At 64.9% G+C, this 16,257-nt stretch carries 20 protein-coding genes and 1 pseudogene; 9 read left to right on the top strand and 12 right to left on the bottom strand.

The features are described 5' to 3' along the window. The first annotated feature begins 1 nt into the window (after position 1). The 3 genes and pseudogenes from ACWGS8_RS11195 to ACWGS8_RS11185 all read left to right on the top strand — a co-directional run bounded on the left by ACWGS8_RS11195 (position 2) and on the right by ACWGS8_RS11185 (position 1,353). The gene (locus ACWGS8_RS11195; RefSeq protein ID WP_454580978.1) at positions 2–196 is read left to right on the top strand and encodes a hypothetical protein; all 195 of its coding nucleotides are present in this window, start codon (positions 2–4) and stop codon (positions 194–196) included. Then, positions 193–613, top strand: a pseudogene (gene arsC / locus ACWGS8_RS11190) (arsenate reductase (glutaredoxin)). The gene ACWGS8_RS11195 and the pseudogene arsC overlap by 4 nt, the downstream one beginning before the upstream one ends. A gap of 143 nt (positions 614–756) precedes the next feature. Continuing rightward, on the top strand, positions 757–1,353 hold the full coding sequence (locus ACWGS8_RS11185) for a class I SAM-dependent methyltransferase (RefSeq protein WP_454580977.1): 597 nt from the start codon (positions 757–759) through the stop codon (positions 1,351–1,353). 98 nt (positions 1,354–1,451) lie between these two features. Here the strand turns inward: ACWGS8_RS11185 and ACWGS8_RS11180 are convergent, their stop codons facing one another. From ACWGS8_RS11180 to blh, 4 genes are read right to left on the bottom strand one after another with little or no spacing between them, the layout of a single operon-like run. Continuing rightward, on the bottom strand, positions 1,452–1,853 hold the full coding sequence (locus tag ACWGS8_RS11180) for a DUF6691 family protein (protein WP_454580976.1): 402 nt from the start codon (positions 1,851–1,853) through the stop codon (positions 1,452–1,454). Between the two features lie 29 nt (positions 1,854–1,882). Continuing rightward, on the bottom strand, positions 1,883–2,293 hold the full coding sequence (locus ACWGS8_RS11175; protein WP_454580975.1) for a YeeE/YedE family protein: 411 nt from the start codon (positions 2,291–2,293) through the stop codon (positions 1,883–1,885). Further along, a complete protein-coding gene (gene bigR, locus ACWGS8_RS11170; RefSeq protein ID WP_454581269.1) occupies positions 2,290–2,595 on the bottom strand; it encodes a sulfite-sensing transcriptional repressor BigR in 306 nt (101 codons plus the stop codon). Before bigR ends, ACWGS8_RS11175 begins: the two co-directional genes overlap by 4 nt. Before the next feature lie 26 nt (positions 2,596–2,621). Continuing rightward, positions 2,622–3,917 (bottom strand): bifunctional sulfur transferase/dioxygenase Blh, encoded by a 1,296-nt coding sequence (gene blh / locus ACWGS8_RS11165; protein WP_454581268.1) that lies wholly within the window; start codon positions 3,915–3,917, stop codon positions 2,622–2,624. A gap of 302 nt (positions 3,918–4,219) precedes the next feature. Here blh and ACWGS8_RS11160 point away from each other — a divergent pair, with 302 nt between their 5' ends. After that, on the top strand, positions 4,220–4,672 hold the full coding sequence (locus tag ACWGS8_RS11160) for an SRPBCC family protein (protein ID WP_454580974.1): 453 nt from the start codon (positions 4,220–4,222) through the stop codon (positions 4,670–4,672). 30 nt (positions 4,673–4,702) lie between these two features. On the opposite strand, the gene ACWGS8_RS11155 is transcribed toward ACWGS8_RS11160, so the two are convergent. After that, positions 4,703–5,533 (bottom strand): helix-turn-helix transcriptional regulator, encoded by an 831-nt coding sequence (locus tag ACWGS8_RS11155; protein WP_454580973.1) that lies wholly within the window; start codon positions 5,531–5,533, stop codon positions 4,703–4,705. Positions 5,534–5,624: 91 nt separating this feature from the next. On the opposite strand from ACWGS8_RS11155, the gene ACWGS8_RS11150 reads away from it, so the two are divergent. After that, positions 5,625–6,509, top strand: a complete 885-nt coding sequence (locus ACWGS8_RS11150; RefSeq protein WP_454580972.1) for an SDR family oxidoreductase — start codon at positions 5,625–5,627, stop codon at positions 6,507–6,509. 221 nt (positions 6,510–6,730) lie between these two features. On the opposite strand, the gene ACWGS8_RS11145 is transcribed toward ACWGS8_RS11150, so the two are convergent. From ACWGS8_RS11145 to ACWGS8_RS11135, 3 genes are read right to left on the bottom strand one after another with little or no spacing between them, the layout of a single operon-like run. Continuing rightward, positions 6,731–7,429, bottom strand: coding sequence for a RibD family protein (locus ACWGS8_RS11145; protein WP_454580971.1), 699 nt, complete (start codon positions 7,427–7,429; stop codon positions 6,731–6,733). 34 nt (positions 7,430–7,463) lie between these two features. Beyond that, the gene (locus ACWGS8_RS11140; RefSeq protein WP_454580970.1) at positions 7,464–7,865 is read right to left on the bottom strand and encodes a type II toxin-antitoxin system HicB family antitoxin; all 402 of its coding nucleotides are present in this window, start codon (positions 7,863–7,865) and stop codon (positions 7,464–7,466) included. A gap of 26 nt (positions 7,866–7,891) precedes the next feature. Next, on the bottom strand, positions 7,892–8,059 hold the full coding sequence (locus ACWGS8_RS11135; RefSeq protein ID WP_454580969.1) for a type II toxin-antitoxin system HicA family toxin: 168 nt from the start codon (positions 8,057–8,059) through the stop codon (positions 7,892–7,894). Positions 8,060–8,415: 356 nt separating this feature from the next. Between ACWGS8_RS11135 and ACWGS8_RS11130 the strand changes: the two genes are divergently transcribed. The 3 genes from ACWGS8_RS11130 (at position 8,416) to ACWGS8_RS11120 (ending at position 12,180) form a co-directional block, all read left to right on the top strand. Beyond that, complete coding sequence (locus tag ACWGS8_RS11130) at positions 8,416–9,363, top strand: substrate-binding domain-containing protein (protein ID WP_454580968.1); 948 nt, start codon at positions 8,416–8,418, stop codon at positions 9,361–9,363. Between the two features lie 220 nt (positions 9,364–9,583). Continuing rightward, positions 9,584–11,167 (top strand): sugar ABC transporter ATP-binding protein, encoded by a 1,584-nt coding sequence (locus ACWGS8_RS11125; RefSeq protein ID WP_454580967.1) that lies wholly within the window; start codon positions 9,584–9,586, stop codon positions 11,165–11,167. Further along, positions 11,164–12,180, top strand: a complete 1,017-nt coding sequence (locus ACWGS8_RS11120) for an ABC transporter permease (RefSeq protein WP_454580966.1) — start codon at positions 11,164–11,166, stop codon at positions 12,178–12,180. The genes ACWGS8_RS11125 and ACWGS8_RS11120 overlap by 4 nt, the downstream gene beginning before the upstream one ends. Before the next feature lie 37 nt (positions 12,181–12,217). Here the strand turns inward: ACWGS8_RS11120 and ACWGS8_RS11115 are convergent, their stop codons facing one another. Further along, complete coding sequence (locus ACWGS8_RS11115; RefSeq protein ID WP_454580965.1) at positions 12,218–12,793, bottom strand: flagellar basal body-associated protein FliL; 576 nt, start codon at positions 12,791–12,793, stop codon at positions 12,218–12,220. A gap of 178 nt (positions 12,794–12,971) precedes the next feature. On the opposite strand from ACWGS8_RS11115, the gene ACWGS8_RS11110 reads away from it, so the two are divergent. Then, the gene (locus ACWGS8_RS11110; protein WP_454580964.1) at positions 12,972–14,255 is read left to right on the top strand and encodes a hypothetical protein; all 1,284 of its coding nucleotides are present in this window, start codon (positions 12,972–12,974) and stop codon (positions 14,253–14,255) included. Positions 14,256–14,453: 198 nt separating this feature from the next. Here the strand turns inward: ACWGS8_RS11110 and ACWGS8_RS11105 are convergent, their stop codons facing one another. From ACWGS8_RS11105 to ACWGS8_RS11095, 3 genes are read right to left on the bottom strand one after another with little or no spacing between them, the layout of a single operon-like run. After that, a complete protein-coding gene (locus tag ACWGS8_RS11105) occupies positions 14,454–15,035 on the bottom strand; it encodes a hypothetical protein (protein WP_454580963.1) in 582 nt (193 codons plus the stop codon). Further along, a complete protein-coding gene (locus tag ACWGS8_RS11100; RefSeq protein ID WP_454580962.1) occupies positions 15,032–15,637 on the bottom strand; it encodes a hypothetical protein in 606 nt (201 codons plus the stop codon). Before ACWGS8_RS11100 ends, ACWGS8_RS11105 begins: the two co-directional genes overlap by 4 nt. Next, the gene (locus ACWGS8_RS11095; RefSeq protein ID WP_454580961.1) at positions 15,634–16,224 is read right to left on the bottom strand and encodes a hypothetical protein; all 591 of its coding nucleotides are present in this window, start codon (positions 16,222–16,224) and stop codon (positions 15,634–15,636) included. The genes ACWGS8_RS11100 and ACWGS8_RS11095 overlap by 4 nt, the downstream gene beginning before the upstream one ends. Positions 16,225–16,257: the final 33 nt, after the last annotated feature.

The raw sequence follows: 16,257 nt of genomic DNA, 5'->3' as shown, positions 1-16,257 counted from the left end.
GGTGTGGACGGTTGGCGGCGGTTCGGACGCCGATTCTCGTTTTCGTGCAGGTGCGTGCCGGCAGCGTCACGCGGCAGGGCGTTTCCATATCCTGCCAGAAACCCGCGAACTGGCGGGCGCGCCGCTGGCGCTGGCCTTGGCCGGATGGCTGCTGGCCGAATCCGAGACCGTCACTGAGATGAAAGCCGCACAATGACCATCACCATCTATCACAACCCCGATTGCGGCACGTCGCGCAACACGCTGGCGATCATCCGTCAATCCGGCGAGGAGCCGCAGGTGATCGAATATCTGAAGACGCCGCCGTCGCGCGAAAGGCTTGTCGAATTGCTCGAGGCAATGGCGATGACGCCGCGCCAATTGCTGCGAGAAGGGCACGCCCTATGCCGAGCTCGGCCTTGGCGACCCCAAATGGAGCGACGACGAGATCCTCGATTTCATGCTGGCGCATCCGATCCTGATCAACAGGCCGATCGTGGTGAGCCCGCTCGGCGTCGTGCTGGGCCGGCCGTCCGAAGCGGTGCTCGATATCCTGCCCAATCGCGATATCGGCCCGTTCACCAAGGAGGATGGCGAAGTCGTCATCGACGCGAGCGGCAAGCGGGTTGTCTGAAGGCTATTTCGGCCTCAGAACTTGCGTGGGTCGATACCCTTGGTGCCCGGGCCGGAGGGGCTCCGCTGTCAGCACCGGCAACATTGCTTTCTGAAGCCTGCCGGTGGAAGCTGCCCCGCAGCGCAATTCTAGAGCGTCCGCCCATGACTGGAATGTTTGCCGCCACCTCCATGCCTGACCGCGATTGGTGGCAGGCGCTTTGGCCAGACCCGTCGGGCCTCTTGCTGTCGTTGGGCGTCGAGCCGGGCATGACGGCTCTGGACCTGTGCTGCGGCGACGGCTATTTCACCGCTCCGCTTGCGAAAATCGTCAGTGGCCGCGTCTACGCGCTCGACCTCGACCCGGAAATGATCGTGGCGGCCAAGGCCGAGGCGAAACAGCTCGGCGTTTCGGTCCTGAAATGGATTGTCGCGGATGCCGGCGACGTCGCGGAACTGATCCCTGAAAAGATCGATTTTGTGCTGATCGCCAACACCTTCCACGGTGTGCCCGATCAGCCGGCCCTCGTCAAAGCCGTGGCCCGTACGCTTAAGCCGCGCGGTCTGTTTGCGCTGGTCAATTGGCATCAACTGCCGCGAGAGCACACGACCGTGCTTGGCCAGCCGCGCGGCCCCAGGACGGAGATGCGCATGTCGCCCGAAGCGGTGGCGGCGGTTCTGGAAGCTGCTGGTTTCCGGCTTCTGCGAATGGTCGATTTGCCGCCATATCACTATGGCGCGGTGTTCGAACACAATGGATGATACCGAAGCTTCCCGCCCGGCTCAGACGCCGCCGCCGACAAGTCCAAGGGTGAAACCGACCAGGCCGCCGGAGCCCAGGGCGGCAAACAAAGTAGCGCTCATGATGGCCGCTCGACGAAGAAGCTGTCATGGGCAACGATGCCCGCCAGCATAAAGGCCACGAAGACCAGGGTTGGCGTCAGCCCAAGCGACAGCGAAGCCAGGGCCGGACCGGGGCAAAACCCGCCCAGGCCCCATCCCAGGCCGAAGATCGCCGAGCCGACGATCAGTCGGGCGTCGATCCGCGACTTCATTGGCAAATGGAAGCGATCCGCCAGCAGCGGTCGCGACATCCGCCGGAGCCAGGCCATGCCTGCCATCGCAACCGCGACGGCACCGCCCAGCACGAAGGCCAGGCTCGGGTCCCACGCGCCAAAGACGTCGAGAAAGCCCTGGACGCGGACAGGATCGAGCATGCCCGACAGTGCCAGGCCAAGCCCGAAAAGGGTGCCCGCGGCCAAGGCGGCAACCGGCCGTAGTCTGGTGTGTCTCACAGGACTGCTCCGCGAAGAAGCGCGACGGCCGCGATGCCGCTCGCAAGGAATGTCAGGACCGCGACGATCGAACGTGGCGATAGCCGGGCCAGCCCCATGACGCCATGACCGCTGGTGCAACCCGAGCCCATTCGGGACCCAAAGCCGACCAGCAATCCCGCGAGCATGACCAATGGCAGCGATGCCGTCACCGTCACGGTGGGCCAATGGTGAAAGGCCGCGAAGTACACCACCGGGCCAAGCAGCAATCCGGCGACGAAGGCGCCGTTTGTCCAGACACCGATGCCCTGGACCGCCCTGCCGACAATCCCGCTGACGCCGGCGATCCTGCCGTTCAGCATCAAGAGGATGACCGATGAAAGACCGATAAGGGCTCCACCGAGAAGGGATACGAGATAGGAGGTCATGGCCGGCCTTCCGAACAGAAGATCGTGTAAAGTGCCGCAACCAGTTGAGCGGCCTTCTCGGCGGTCAGCCGGTAGAAGATCTGTTTCCCGTCTCGCCGCGTCTCCACAATGTCGGCGTCGCGCAACACCGTCAGCTGCTGGGAAAGGTTCGGTTGGTGGATGTCGAGCGTTTCTTCCAACTGGCTGACCGAATACTCGCCTTCGACAAGGGTGCAGACGAGCATCAGCCGCATTGGATGCGCCAGTGTCTTCAACAAGGCCGCCACTTCGCCGGCGCGCGATTCCATGGCGGCGGGCGACATCTTCACCGCGTCAGACCGAATCTCGCTCACCACGCTGCTCCTTGCAATGCGTCGAGGGGAAATTTCAGATAGCGCATACCGTTCGCCTCCGGCTCCGGCAGACGCCCGGCCTGAATGTTGACCTGCAAGGCATGCAAGATGAGTCTCGGCATTGGCAGAGTTCGGTCACGCGCCACTCGCAATCCGGCAAAGGCCTCTTCGTCCACGCCGGCCAGGTGTGCATTGGCGCGCTTCTGCTCGCCGACCGTGCTTTCCCACTTCGGCGCGCGTCCACCCGGCTGGTAATCATGGCCCGTGAACAGGCGGGTTTCGTCCGGAAGCTCCAGGATCTTCTGGATCGATTTCCACAGGATGCGCGCGTCACCACCGGGAAAATCGGCGCGAGCCGTGCCGCCGTCAGGCATGAAGATGGTGTCGTGAACAAAGGCCGCATTGCCGATCACGTAAGTGATCGACGCCAGGGTGTGACCGGGCGAAAACATCACGCGCGCGTCGATGGAACCGACCTTGAACGTGTCGCCATCCGAGAACAGCCTGTCCCACTGCGAACCGTCGACGCGAAGTTCTGGCCAGTTGTAGATGCCCCGCCACAGGCGCTGGACATCGACCACCGGCGCTCCGATCGCGGTCGGGGCGCCCGTCTTCTCCTTCAGATACTGCGCGGCCGAAAAATGGTCGGCATGAGGGTGGGTGTCGAGAATCCATTCGACGCTCAACCCGTTCTCGGCAACGTAGGAAAGCATGGCGTCGGCGTTGCGCGTCGTGGTCGCTCCGGACTTCTCGTCGAAATCAAGAACCGGATCGACAATGGCGCATTTTCGGGTGTCCGGGTCCGAAACCACATATTGCACGCTTCCCGTCCGGGGATCGAAGAACCCCTTCACGTCCGGTCGCAGTTGCCTGTGCGCTTGGAACCATCGCGACGCCGCCGACAGGTCCATGCCGAGCTTCTGTCCGAGGGCCGCTATATCCTGGGATGACATACGGCCGTCGAGGGCCTCGCCCAATGCATACAGGGTCAGGGCACGCGCGCCGGTCTTGCAATGAGCATAGACCGGGCCGCCGGCATCGGCCATGGCCGCCTGGAAGGCCCGCACGTCCGCCTCGGTGATGGTCGGCATCGTGACGGGTATGAAGGTGTAGGACACATCGGCATGACCCGCCGCTTCCCGCTCGGCGACGTTTCCGGGCTGGGAAGCCTCTTCGCCGTCAGGACGGGCGTTGATCATTCCCGCAAACCCATGGCCAGCAAGCGACCGGATTTCGGAGATCGAAGGCTGGGGACCGACGCACAGCACGTCATTTACACGGATCATGGTCATATCGAGCACCTGGCTTCCTATTAATATACAATTACATATAATGTATAATGAAGGCGGCGCAAGATGGCTGCCTCGAAATTTTGCAGCCTGGTTGACCAGGAGCCAGCTGCGATCGGCGGAACGCAGTCAGCTGCCTATCTGTGCGGCTGGTGTATGATGATGCCTCGCTACCTCCCAAGCAGGATCTTGCAAATCATGGTCTCTCGAATGCTCCGGCGGGCGAACGCCGTGCCCCTGGCGGCTTGCGACGCCTGGCGTGATCCTGGCGGCGTTGCTGCCGCGATCGCGTGGGCCTTGCGCCCTTGACCGGTTCTCCTGACTCCGCGCCGATCGTCAAGACCATCGCAATCGATGCAGCGCCGGCCGAGGTCTGGCGGGTGCTGACGACGCCGGCGATGCTCCCGCTATGGATGTCGGACGAAGAGCTGACCGTCAGCCTTGAGGGACGTGCCGGTGGCGCGATCGTGATAAGCGGCCTGCTGCACGGCATGGCGTTCGAGAACCGTGGCATTGTCCGGGCGTTCGAGCCGGAGCGGCTGTTCGCCTACAGTTACTGGAGCACGCTGTCGGCCTCGCGCCTGGCGGATGTGCCTGAAAACCGCACGCTGGTCAGTTTCGCCCTGGCGCCTGCGGATGGCGGGACGCTGCTGACGCTGACGCTCAGCGACTTCGCCGAACCGGCGATCCGCCCGCATGCCAATCTCTACTGGGGGCCGACCTTGCGGATATTGAAGGCGGTCTGCGAGCGCCCTTGAAGAGGGGTGCCATCGCAGCGACGCCGGTCTTTACCTCTGGCGCTTGGCCAAGGCCCGGATGCGGTCAGCGACCTTGCCTTCGACCGGATTGTAGACCGTCAGGTTCAAATCCGGCCGGCCGTCGACGGCGAAGGACGAATATTCCAGCTCGATGTCACCCAGCTCCGGGTGCTTCAGGCGCTTTGTTCCGTCGCCGTGGGCGAGCACGTCGTTCTCCTGCCACAGCGTGGCGAACTCGGCGCTACCGTTGCACAGTTCGTCCACCAGCTGGGTGACCTCGGAGACAGCGCCGGCGCGCGCCGCATCGGCCCGGAACGCGCCGACCACGAAACGGGCAAGGTTTTCCCAATCATGCTGCTTGGCGCGGATGTGGGGCGTGAGGAACATGAAGCGCAGGATGTTGCGCCGGCCGGCGGGGATGGTGCCGTAGTCGGTCAGCACGATCTCGGCGGCGCGGTTCCAGGCGACGACGTCCCAGGTGGCGGTCTTGACCAAAGCGGGGCTGGCCTCGAGCGTGTCGATGAGGCGCTGCAGCCGGGGGCTGACGCCCTCGTCGCCCCGGTAGCGGACCTCGGGGGGGCGGCCGAGCCCGAGCATGAAGAGATGTTCGCGTTCCGCCTCGGTCAAAAGCAGCCCCTTGGCGATGCGGTTCAGCACATCGGCCGAAGGCGCGCCGCCACGGCCCTGTTCCAGCCATGTGTACCAGGTCGGGCTGATGTTGGCGCGCTGGGCGACCTCCTCGCGGCGCAGCCCCGGCGTGCGCCGGCGCCCGGCGAAGCCGAACGAGGCGGGATCGAGCCGGGTGCGCCGGTCTTTCAGGAAGGCTGCGAGCGAACCGGGGGAAGGCATCCTGTTAGGCATCCTGTTAAAGATTATACCATGATAAGATCACTACTTTAATGGAATAATAGACCCGGGGATACTGCGCGGGCAACTGTGCAGGAGATTTTGCATGCGTATCTTTTTGACCGGCGCCACCGGCTTCATCGGCTCGGCCATCGTTCCCGAACTCATCCAGGCCGGCCACCAGGTGGTCGGCGTCACCCGGTCCGATGCCGGCGCCGAGGCGCTGGCGGCCGCGGGCGCCGAAGTGCATCGCGGAACCCTCGAGGATCCGACAAGCCTGCGCGACGGCGCGGCGAAGGCGGATGCCGTGATCCACACCGCCTTCGACCATGATTTTTCACGCTTTGCCAAGAATTGCGAAAAGGACAAGCGCGTCATCGCCGCGCTCGGCGAGGCGCTCGCCGGATCCGACCGGCCGCTGGTCATCACGTCGGGCGTCGGCATGGGCAGCCCCGGACATGGCCAGCTGGCGGTCGAGGACGTCTTCAACGCCAGCCATCCCAATCCGCGCATCGCCTCGGAACTCGCCGGCAATGCCTTGCTGGAAGCCGGCATCAACGTGTCGGTCGTGCGCCTGCCGCAGGTCCATAATCCGGTCAAGCAGGGGCTGATCTCGCCGCTCATCGAGATCGCGCGTGAAAAAGGCGTCTCGGCTTATGTCGGCGAAGGCCACAATCGCTATTCGGCGGGGCATTTGCTCGACGCCGCGCGGCTCTACCGGCTTGCCGTCGAAAAGCGCCAGCCGGGGGCGCGCTATCACGCGGTCGGCGAGGAAGGCGTCGAGGTGCGCGCCATCGCCGAGGCGCTTGGCCGGGGCCTCAACCTGCCGGTCGTTTCGATCGCGCCGGAACAGGCGGCGGAGCACTTTGGGTGGATGGGAATGTTCGCTCCCATGGACCTGCCGGCCTCCAGCGCGCTGACCCAGGCGCGGCTCGGCTGGCAGCCGACCGGCCCGACGCTGATCGCCGACCTCGACGCCATGCGGTATTGAGAGACTGCGGCCTCAGCCAGCAGCGCTGCATGGGGATTTGATGGGTTGGCGGCCTGTCAGCGGCGAGGATTCATCGTTCGTCTCGGTGGAACATTGAGAGTTGGCCGAAGCCTCCCAAGGTCGTCATCCTCGGGTCTCCGCGACGGAGCTTCGCTCCTGCTCCGCCCGTGGATGACGAAACGATGGGGGCTGGACGGAAAGCCGGTTCCTGCTTTCCGGTCTCAGCCAGGGCTCACGGCGTAGCGCAAGTGGATGAGCCCATGCGCCAGCGTTTCGCAGCTTGTCAGCGACAGCTGCATCTTGCCGGCGAGGCCGCTTTCGCCGAACTCGACAAAGCCCTGGTTTCCCGCCCGCGCATCGAGCGCGGGGGCAATGAGAAGACTCAGTTCATCGACAAGCCCCGCCGCGAAGAAGGAGCCGTTGATGCCGGCGCCGCCTTCGAGCAGCAGCCGGCGGATGCCGAGCTGGCGCCCGAGCACGTCGAGCATGGCGGCGAGATCGATCTCGGCCGTTTCCGACACGATGTAGGACACGCCGTCGGCGGTGAGCTCGGCGAGATGGCTGTCGGCAACGCCCTGCCCGAGCAGCACCACGACATGGTCGCCGCCGACATCCGGCTTGGCGAAGTGGAGCTTGCCGGAGGCATCGAGCGCCACGGCAAAGCTGCCCGCGTCGCGTTGCGCGAAATGATGCGGCCGCTCGACCTTGCCGGCCTGCGCCGGCGGGTGCGCGCCGGCCTTGCTCATCTCGGCCATGGTGACACGCCCGACGATCCAGCCGTCGCCTTCGAGATCGCCGTGGATCTTTTCATAAAGGCCCGACCACGCCGGCACGCCGCCATCGGGGCTCGCCGTGTAGCGGCTGGGATGAAGGCCGCCATCGAGCGAGGCGAGCATATGGCAGATGATGTGCGGCTTCATGCATTCTCCAGGGATTACTTTGGGGCGACACGCATCAGGCCGATTCAAGCTCCATCGCTTTCTCAGCCGCCTTCGCGAGAAACCCGGATCGCGTATAGCCATGGGCTTCGGCAAAGGCATCAATCCGTCGCAGAACGTCGTCCGGCAACGTCACGTTGATACGCACCGCCTTCCTGGCCTCGGTGTTGGCCGCGACCAGGATTGCGACACCGTCACGATTATCGGCGTCCGCCATCACGGCCTCCAGACTGGAAGGCTCCGGAATGGCTTCGCCATCCTCGACCAGCCCTTCGATGTGGAGGGTGAGCGCCTCTTCAGCCATGGACCGGGCGTCATCCAGATCCTTTCCGGCGGTAATCACACCCGGGAAGTCAGGGAAAGACACGCCGAAGTCGCTGTCGGCATCCTTGTGGATAAGTCCGATATACTGCTTCATGTCCGTCACCTCAGTTTCAGTCCAGATTACTTTTCGATGCTGCGTAGAGTGCCTATTGGGATATCGCGCTTGGGATGAGAGACGGTGACCCGCCCTTGCTTGTCACGGTGTTTGAATTGCGCATGGCTGCCCTTTCGGGCAACCTCGAACCAACCATCAGCTTGCAACAGACGGATAATTTCGGCGCTATTCATGTGTATTTATACACACTGAGAGGGATTCTTTCAACCAGAATGTGAAAGTCAGCTGGAGCCGATAAGGTTGGCGGAGCGCCGCGTCCGTCATACAGGGCAGGACGCCCGGCAGCCAAAATTCCGACAATTCCGATAATTCGCCGCCCGGCACTGTTATATCGATGTTGCACAAATGGTTGACCCTGGGTTAGCATTCCCTTGCTGACGCCGATGGGAGGCAGTTTTGCTACGGCGATCAGCTGGAGCGGCATGCGCTGTCCGCGCAAGGAGGATGCTCCAACACTTTGAACCGACGCATGATCCTTCCCGAAACCGTCCCGGTTTCCGGGGCGTGCGTTCTGTGGAGGAGATCAACCATGAACAGACGTGAATTCCTGATGACGTCGGTGGCCGCCGGCGCGATGGTTCTTGCCGCACCTTCGGCGTTCGCCGAGGACAAGCTGACTATCCTGGGCTCGGTGCCCAATCTCGGCTTTCCATTCTTCGTGCACATGCTCAACGAGATCAAGGCGGAGGCGCAGGCCCAGGGCGTCAACCTGACCGAAAGCGACGGCCAGAATTCGGCCACCAAGCAGACCGCCGACATCGAGGCGGCGCTGGTGCAGAAGGTCAACGCCATCGTGATTTCGCCGCTCGACGTCAACGCGCTGGCGCCGGCGATCGACGAAGCGGTCAAGGCCGGCGTTCCCGTGGTGACGATCGACCGCCGCGTCGACGGTGTCCAGGGCATCCTCGCCCATGTCGGCGCTGACAATGTCAAGGGCGGCGAGGCCGAGGCCAGCGCCATGGTGGCGGCGTTCCCGAACGGCGCCAAGCTGTTCCATCTGCAGGGTCAGCCGGGCGCCGGCCCGGCGATCGACCGCAACAAGGGCGTGCACAATGTGCTCGATCCCCTGAAGGACAAGTACCAGATCATCTTCGAGCAGACCGCCAACTTCGCTCGCGCCGAGGCGCTGTCGGTCACCGAAGCCGGCCTCGCCGCCAACGGCAAGCCGGACGCCATCATCTGCGCCAATGACGACATGGCGCTCGGCGCGCTCGAGGCGTGTGCGGCGCGCAACTTCACCGACGTCAAGATCTATGGCTTCGACGCGCTGCCGGAAGCGCTGGTTGCCGTGCGCGACGGCAAGCTCGCCGGCACGGTCGAACAGTTCCCCGGCCAGCAATCGCGCACCGCCGTGCAGATCGCGGTCGCCTACGCCAAGAGCAAGACCGAGCCGAAGGAGAAGCTGGTGCTTTTGACGCCGATCGTCATCGGCAAGGACAATCTCGACAAGGCCGAGAGGTTGAGCGAGACGAAGTAGGGAGCCGGTGGGGATCGGCCGATTGGCAAGGCAAGCGGGGCATCGCCCCCTCGAGGGGGAAGATCGGCAGTGGTCTCCGCTTTCGCCAATTACCAGCCTTACAGAAAGCCGCTGCCGGCGAAACTGCCAATCTCCCCTCTTGAGGGGGAGATGTCCGGCAGGACAGAGGGGGGCGTTCAAGCGCTGACGTCGAGAGGAACTTGTGTCGTGAGAGCCACCCTTGCCAGCTGAAGCCGCACCCGTCCTGCTTGCCGTCGAGGGCGTCACCAAGCACTTCGCTGGTGTCACCGCGCTGAGCGATGTCTCGCTCGACATCCGCCCCGGCGAGATCCTCGGCCTGCTCGGCGAAAACGGCGCGGGAAAATCGACGCTGCTCAAAATCCTGTCGGGCGTCATGCCGCCGTCCAGCGGGCGCATCACTTTCGACGGCGCCGACTATGCCCCGTCCAGCCCGCAGGATGCCAAGCGGCTCGGCATCGTCACCATCTACCAGGAACTCAGCCTGATCCCGACGCTGACAGTGGCGGAGAACATTTTCATCGGCCGCGCGCCGGTCGGGCCGCTCGGCCTGGTGAGTTGGAAGCGCATGGAGCGGGACTCCCGCGACATCATCGCCCGCGTCGGCCTTTCCATCGACCCGATGACGCCGGTTTCGGCGCTGTCGGTGGCCGAACAGCAGCTGGTCGAGATCGCGCGGGCGTTGTCGCTGCAGAGCCGGCTGATCATCATGGACGAGCCGACCTCGGCGCTGACCGAGACCGAGGTGCAGCGGCTGTTGTCGATCATGGGCAGGCTGCGGCAGGACAAGGTCGCCATCATGTTCGTCACCCACCGGCTGGAGGAGGCATCCGCCATCTGCGACCGCATGACGGTGCTGCGCGACGGCCGGCTGGCCGGGCATCTCGACCGCGACAAGGGACGGCCGATCCAGCTGCCGCGCATCATCGAAAAGATGGTCGGCCGCGCGGCTTCCGAACTTTATGCGAGGCCGGCCCAGCGCGCGGTGGCGGGTGATATCGTTTTGTCGGTGCGCGGCTTGCGCACCGTGCGCGATCCCGAGGCGCCGCATGCCATCGTGCTCGACGGCGTCGACATCGATCTCAAGGCGGGCGAAATCCTCGGCGTCGCCGGGCTTGTCGGCTCGGGCCGCACAGAGCTGGCGCGTGCCATTTTTGGGGCCGACCGCATCGCGGCCGGAACCATTACGCTCGACGGCAAGCAGATCGCGCCGGCCTCACCGGCGGATGCCATTGCGCTCGGCATCGGCCTGGTGCCGGAGGACCGCAAGCACCAGGCGATCTTTGCCGCGCTCGGCATCCTGCCGAATTTCTCCGTTGCCTCGCTGGGCACGTTCAGCAATGGCTTCGGCTTCATGGCCGAGCGGCGCGAGCGTGATGCGCTGTCGGGTTTCAGGAAAATGCTGTCGATCCGCATGGCCTCGGCAGAGCAGGCGATCGAAGGCCTGTCGGGCGGCAACCAGCAGAAGGTGATCCTGGCACGCTGGCTGGCGCGCGATCCGAAGGTGTTGATCGTCGACGAGCCGACGCGCGGCGTCGATGTCGGTGCCAAGGCGGAGGTGCACCAGATCCTGGTGCAATTGGCAGCGCGCGGCATCGCGGTGATGATGATCTCGTCCGAGCTGCCCGAAGTGCTGGCGGTGTCGGACCGCATCGTCACCATGCGCCGGGGCCGCATCACCGGTGAGATGCCGGGCGTCGAGGCAAATGAGGAAAAACTGATGGAACTGATGGCGCTCGACAGCCAAGATGCGCTTGGGCAGGATGCGAAGGATCAGGCGCGATGAGCATCGCCGAAGAGCAGAGCCAGCGCGGCGGCGCGACGATCGCGCGGCTGCTGATGAGTTTCGGGCCGCTGCTGTTCCTGGCGGCGCTGGTCGTCGTCTTCACCGTGCTGAAGCCGAGCTTCATCGACCCGATCAATCTGTTCAACATCACGCGGCAGATCTCGATCACCGGGCTGATCGCGCTCGGCATGACCTTCGTCATCCTCACCGCCGGCATCGACCTGTCGGTCGGCTCGCTGCTGGCCTTCTGCGGCATGGTCGCCGCCGTCGTCGCCAAGGGCGGTGCGGCCAACACGCTGTCGCTGTCGACCTCAGGCACGCAGGGCTATGGCTGGTTCGCCGCGCTGCTCGCCGCCGTCATCGTCGGCGCCGCCGCCGGCGGCGTGCAGGGGCTTGCCATCACCCGACTGAAAGTGCCGCCCTTCGTCGTCACGCTTGGCGGGCTGACGGTGTTTCGCGGGCTGACCCTGACCATCTCCAATGGCGGCCCGATCTCGGGCTTCGACGTCTCGATGCGCTGGTTCGGCACGGGACTGATCGGGCCGGTGCCGGTGCCGGCGATCATCTTCGCCGTCGCCGCGGTCCTGTGCCACATCGTGCTGCGCTACACGCGCTATGGCCGTGCCGTCTATGCCGTCGGCGGCAATGCCGAGGCCGCACGGCTGTCAGGCCTGCGCGTCGACCGCATCCTGGTCTCGGTCTATGTCATTGTCGGCTTCTTCGCCGGGTTGGCCGCCTTCGTGCTGTCGGCGCGGCTCAACTCCTCCGAAGCGGTCGCCGGCATCGGTTACGAACTGACGGTGATCTCCGCCGTCGTCATCGGCGGCACCTCGTTGTTCGGCGGCATCGGCTCGGTCGGCGGCACGGTGGTGGGCGCGGCGCTGATCGGCGTGCTGCAGAACGGGCTGCAGTTCAACAATGTCTCGTCCTACACGCAAAGCATCGTCATCGGGCTCATCCTGATCCTGGCGGTGGCGTTCGACCGGTGGCTGAAGTCGCGGGTGCGAAGGTAGCGCTCTTCCTTCTCCCGCAGGGGAGAAGGAAGAACCTTCACCCCGGCAACTTCTCCTCGATGATCCGCGCCGAGCCCGGCACCAGATGCCCGGCCTGATCAAAGCGCAGCACCACCACCCAGTTGAAGACATCGTCGGGCCATTTGCCGTTCGGCAGCAGCGCCTGCGGGTCGGCGCCGAAGGCCTTGATGAGTTTTCCCAGCTGGCCGTGATGCCAGGCGATCAGGATCGACTTGCCGTGGGTTTCGCTGGAGAGTGCGGCGACGAGGGCTTTGACGTCCTTGTCGGCGAAGCGCTGGTCGATGGGCAGTTTCAGCGCCTGGCTGAGCGGCGTCAGCGTCAGCCGTTCGCGCGCGCTGTTCTTGGAATCGGTGCTGGCCACCAGCACATCGGGCCGGAAGGCAAAGCCGTCGAGCATGAAGGGCTGGAAATAGGCGACATAGGCCTGCGCCCGGACTTCGCCCTCGGGCGACAGGCCGGGGCCGCTGTCGGGCTTTTCGCCATGGCGCACGATCGCCACCGTGGCGTCGGCAAGCCCTGATGTGCCGTCGTGGGCATGGGCGGACAGGGCAAGCGCCATCACCCACAGGGCGGCGAGAACAAGGCGTTTCATGGCGGGTCCTTCACTGGGGTTCGAGTGGACCAGCCAACGTATCAATTCGACGGAATCAGGGCCGGCGCCGTGCCCGTGGCATCGAACCGAGGAGATGCGCGGCCGTTTCCCGGCGCGGTTGCAAAACGATCGGGTCTTGCTAGAAAGGCCCGGGGCGGGTGGCATCGTGAGAGGCCTCATGTTTGCCGATATCATCAGGCCGATCAGCTTGAGTTTTTCGCTGCTGCGGCGCTTCTGGCCGCAGCTTGTCGCACTGGTGCTGGTCGGGGTGCTGGCCGGCGATCTTCTGCTGCGGTTGGCGGCGAAAGTGGCGCTCGCCAATCATTTCGCCGGGCTCGCCATGCTGACGCTGGTGGCGCTGGCGCAGCTGGTGGTGACGGTGGCGATGTTCCATGTGCTGCGCCCCGGCTTGCCGCATCTGCTCGCTGCCCAGCGTGGCGCCGACAAGGCCGCCGAGGAGCAGGCTACCGCCGACCGGCGCGGCTCGCGGCTGGTGCGCATGGTCACTATCGCGCTGTTGCCGTTCTTCGCCTATTACGCCGCCTGGGGGTTCCTCGGCGATATCGTGCGGCAATATTCGCGCGCCACACTCGACCAGGCCGGTTTCGGCCAGGGCGGCAATGTGCTCGACGTGCTGGATTCGCGCTGGCTGCTGATCTCGGTGGCGGTGTCCTGGCTGATCCGCCGGCTGGCCAAGTTCATGCAGACAAGGACAAAAACCGCGTCGTTCTGGCAGATCGTGGTGGTGATCTGCGAGACCAACTGGATCTTCGTCGGTCTCTATGTGATCAGCCGCTGGAAGGACACGGCGCTGCAATGGCTGATGAGCCGCTCTTTCTGGTCGGTGCTGCAGGCGGCCGCCGACGGGCTGACGAGCCCGGTGCCGGTGGCGACGGCCGCCCCCATGGTGCCGGTCGAGATCACCTCGATCGCGCCCTCGACGGTCGCCATCAACCTGTTCTTCTACATGCTCCTGCCGCTGATCTGGCTGGTCATGGCGGCGCTGATCTACGGCTATGACGTGCGCGACGATGCCGCGCTGATGCGCATGCACAACCGGGTGGAGCGCTTCGGCAAGCGCTATGCCGGCCTGCCGAAATTCCTGCGCGACTTCGCCGAACATTTCATCGCCGGCTACCGCTCGCGCTATCTGCCGATCGCCAATGGCGTGCGGCTGACGGTGAGTTCCAGCCTGCTGCTTCTGTGCACGCTGATCATCGGCTATCGCCTCATCGACTGGAGCGCGGCCTGGCTGTGGCTCGGCGCGACGCGGCTGATCGGCCCGCACGAGCTCGATGTCTGGCAGATTTTCTCGCATGGCGTGACGCTGCTGTTCGGCAGCCCGTTCCAGGATTCCTCCACCGGTACTCTGGTCGAGCCGATCAGAATCTGTTTTCTCGCCGCGGTGCTGGAGACGGCGTTTTCGCTGTCGAAGGGGGCCGGGAAGGCTGGCGAAGCGTAGAAGAGCGTTCTTCTCCCCGTCACAATACGGGGAGAAGGTGCCGGCAGGCGGATGAGGGGCGGCGCTGACGTGGCAGGATAGAGCACTTGGATTTGTGTCAGCTGTCGCAATCCTCAGCAACCACTTACCGAAGCGTTGGCGCTGCCCCTCATTGCCCTGCCGGGCATTTCTCCCCGTATAGTGACGGGGAGAAAGTAGCTACTTCGGCGGCCTCTGAAAGCGCAGATACCAGGGCCGTTCGTTGCCCACCCCGACAGCCGGGCGGATGGTTTTCACCGCATCCTCCGGCACGACAAAAGTGTCGCCGATGGTGAGGACGTCGCCTTTCCTGGCGCCGGAGAAGATCGCCGAGGTGCAGTTCATCACACCCGCCGGCAGGCTGACGCCGGCGATGACATCCGGCAGCCAGCTGCGTCCGGCGGCGTCGGTCAGCATCAGCTTGCAGCCCAGCCACTGCTTTTGCAGGTCGGGATCGCCAATGGTGACGGTGAAGGTGGCGATCACGGCGAAGGCGTGGTCGGGCAGGCGGCCGGCCTTGCCGCCGCGCAGATCGGTCAGTTTCCAGTCGCTGCCGCCGAACGGCACGGACTGGCCGAAATCGACATCCCTGGCGATGAGGTCCTCGCCATGCAGCCATTCGCGCAGGCTGTCATGGCTGGTCTCGGCCAGCGTCAGCGGCAGCAGGATGGCGAGCGCGACAAGGCTGCGCCGCCGCCATTTTCGCTCGGCCTGCAGGCCTTCGCTGGCCATCGGTCCGGTAGCGATAGGAACGGCGCTCATGACTTGCCTTGAGGTGTCTGGGCCTGCGGCGCATCCAGATCATACTCCGGCAGCACATCAGCCGGCTGGCCGTCGGCGCCTGTCGGCACCCCGTCGAGGCTGATGCGGGCTTGCGCATCGAGCGGGCCGAACTGGCGTGCGGCGACCAGCAGGCTGGCGCCGCGTATCTGGTCGGACGGTATCTCGAACACGAACAGGCCGTGCTTCTGCAGGCCTGGATCGACGCCATGCGGCGGCATGTCCTGGCGGTAGCCCAGCCGCTCCGTCTGGTGATAGCGCAGCCCGGTCGGGCCTTGCCAGGTGCCGTCGGCGACCGTGGTGGAGGCAGCGGTGGCGGTGAGGCTGGTCGACACCACCGCCCACAGGCCGCTGGTGGTCAAAAGCTTTTCCTGGCCGAACTGATTGGTCTTCAGCGCGCGGGCAAAGACCACCTTGTCGAGCCGGACATCGAAGCTGCGCGCGTGCACCGTGTCATGCGTGGCGCCGTCGACGTGGATCGGCGCGGTGAGGTCGGCATAATGCGGCTTCGACACCTGCATGCCGTAGCTGACCGCCACGGTCGCGCAGAGGATGACGAGATTGCCGAGGATGCGAATCCTCATGAGCCGGTCCCCGGCACATCGGCGACCGGCAAGGTGACGGTGCCGAGCCGGTAGGGATTGAACCAGCCGGGCATGCCATAGAGGTTGTCGCGCGGCTTGAAGATCTCGGCGGTGACGCCGAAGCTCAGGCTGGCCGGCACTGTGGCGTCGCCGGCCAGCGGCCAGACATAGGCCATGCGCTCGGTCATCCCGGGATGGAGTTCCGGCGTCAGCGTCGCATCGCGCGTCAGCACGATCATCGGCATGGGGTCGGGCAGGGCGATGCCGTCCGGCCTGAAGACATCGAAATAGGCCTTGTCGGATTGCGCGGTGCGGTTGGTCATGTCGGCCTCCAGCACCAGCGCCTTCTGGCCGGGCTTCAGCAGCACGCCATAGATCCTGGCGTGGCTGACATAGGCGCGCACCGGCTGGACGCGCCAGCGTCCGGCATCGATGGCGGTGTCAAGCGGCAGCTGCGGTGGGGCGTGGGTGGGCAAGGCGCCGAAGGCGCCCATCAGGCCAGCGACGAACAGCGCCGCGATGGTTCCCGCGCCGGCCGTGATCCAGGTTTGAACTTTTGAGCGGGCAGTCCTGATATTCGAAATCATGCACGTCGAACGAACAGCCACCCCCAGACGCAA

The sequence above is a fragment of the Mesorhizobium sp. 43Arga genome (assembly GCF_053714255.1).
Note: the sequence above shows the minus strand (reverse complement) of the source record. Positions and strands in the feature narration are given on the sequence as shown.